This window comes from Mesorhizobium sp. M4A.F.Ca.ET.050.02.1.1 (assembly GCF_003997725.1).
In the GTDB taxonomy this organism is placed as follows: domain Bacteria; phylum Pseudomonadota; class Alphaproteobacteria; order Rhizobiales; family Rhizobiaceae; genus Mesorhizobium.
On sequence record NZ_RZSG01000973.1, the window covers coordinates 1 to 2,003 of the forward strand.

Annotated in this window: 2 protein-coding genes; both read left to right on the forward strand. The window is 67.9% G+C overall.

Annotated features, from left to right (window positions below; all coding sequences use genetic code 11):
* Positions 1 to 123: 123 nt before the first annotated feature.
* Positions 124 to 1,062: a GntR family transcriptional regulator gene (locus EOA33_RS33820; protein WP_127407588.1), complete on the forward strand. Its 939-nt coding sequence runs from the start codon at positions 124 to 126 to the stop codon at positions 1,060 to 1,062.
* Positions 1,063 to 1,073: 11 nt separating this feature from the next.
* On the forward strand, positions 1,074 to 2,003 hold a 930-nt coding region (locus EOA33_RS33825), incomplete at its 3' end, for a glycosyl transferase family 1 (protein WP_127407589.1).

The window sequence follows — 2,003 nt, forward strand, 5'->3', positions numbered from 1 at the left end:
CAGTACTATTGCAGAAAAAAGTACGTCAATCCATAATTTGGCGGGCGGCTCCGGAATCTGGCCGATTGCCTCGGCGGGGACGATCGGCCAAACCGGGGTCGCACCGATCCACGAGAACAAGTCATGCAAGCGGCAGCCAGGCGACCTCGCACCAACCATCTCGATCTTGCGCAGCGCATCCTGGACGTTGCCAGGCAGCGCGGCTTCGCGCCCGGCGCGCACCTTCCCGAGCAACAGATCGCCTCGCTCTGCAGCGTTTCGCGGACTCCGGTGCGGTCGGCGCTGCGCCTGCTCACCGAACAGGGCGTGGTGCGCTGGGAAGCCGCCACAGGCTACCGCCTTGCCATCGACCTCGCGGCGCAAGGGGCTGTCGCCGCCGAATTGCCGAATACGGAGGAAGACGAACTGGCCGAGGCGATCCTGCGCGACCGCTCGGCGCGGCGGCTGGACCAGACGGTGACCGTCAGCGGGCTGATGCGGCGCTACGATGCTGAACGCAAGACGGTACTAAAAGCGCTTCAGAGACTGACGGAAGAGAATCTCGTCGACCGCGCGCCGGGCCAATCCTGGCTGTTTCGCCGGGCGCCCGACGATCCCGAGGCGCAGGGCGAGAGCTACGACTTCCGGCTGTTGCTGGAGCCCGCCGCCATATTGACGCCGGGCTTCAGCCTCGACGGCGCGCGGGCGGCGGCGCTGCGCCAGGGCATGGAGGCGCTGATGGCGCAGCCCGATGCGGCCTTCGACACCAGGGAATTCCAACGGCTGGACATCGAGTTCCACGGCATGATCGCCGACGGCTCGGCCAACCGGTTCGTCACCGACGCGCTGTCCGATCATCTCCGGTTGCGCCGGCTGCCTGGCATCTATGCGGGCGTCAACGTGTTCCGGCTCAAGCAGTCGCTGCGCGAGCACCTCACCATACTCGACCATCTGGAAAGCCGGCAGTATGAGGTTGCCGCTGATCTGCTGCGTGTGCATCTGAGGCTGTCGCGCAGCCAGCGGCCGCGGGCGGCGAGCCGCGGCGCGCCGGCGCTGTTCGGCATGATCAGCCGGCCGGATTGACCGAGGACATCGTGACGCGCAAAGCCAGCCCGACCATCGCGCTGTTTCCCGAAGCGAGCTTCGGCGCGGCGCTCAATTGCGTCGGCATCGCGCAGGCCTTGCGAGCCAGGGGCGCCCGGCCGGTCTTCATCTGCCATGCCGGCTTTTCCGGCGTCTTCGCCGATTACGGCTTTCAGGAATACCAGCTGCCGACCGACGATCCGCTGAGCGACAGCGAGCGGCAGAGCTACTGGCAGGCCTTCGTGCGCCGCCACCTGCCGCATTTCCGGCTGAGCCCGCTCGACCAGCTCGAAACCTATGTCGCGCCGACATGGCAGGCAATCGTCGACACGGCGGCCCACGCCGAGGCGCCGCTCAGGCAATTGCTGGCGCGGCTGAAGCCCGACGCCGTCGTCCTCGACAATGTCATCATGTTTCCGGCGATCGCCGGCGCCGGCTGCCCGTGGGTGCGCGTCGTCTCATGCGCCGAGACGGAATTGCCCGACGCCAAGGTGCCGCCCTATCTTTCCGGCCTTGCCGCCGACGACCCTGGGCGCGCCGCCTTCGAGGCGCGCTACCTCGCGGCGGTCGCCCCGGCGCATGAGCGGTTCAACCGGCTGCGCGCCAATGCAGGTCTCGCGCCGCTGCCGAAGGGCCTGTTCCTGGAGACTTCGCCCGATCTCAACCTGCTGCTGACACCGGCCATCGTGCGCCGCGAACGCGCGGCGCCGCTCGACCCCGTGCGCTTCACCTATCTTGAGGGCTGCGTCCGCTCCGAGGGGCCGTTCGAGGTGCCGGTCTTTCCGCGCAACAGCGGGCCACTGGTCTATCTCAGCTTCGGCAGCCTTGGTGCCATGGATGTCGGGCTGATCCAGCGCATGCTGGCGGTGTTCGACAGGCTGCCCGCCCGCTTCATCGTCAATGTCGGCGGCCTGCGCGACGCCTATCGCGCGGTGCCGGAC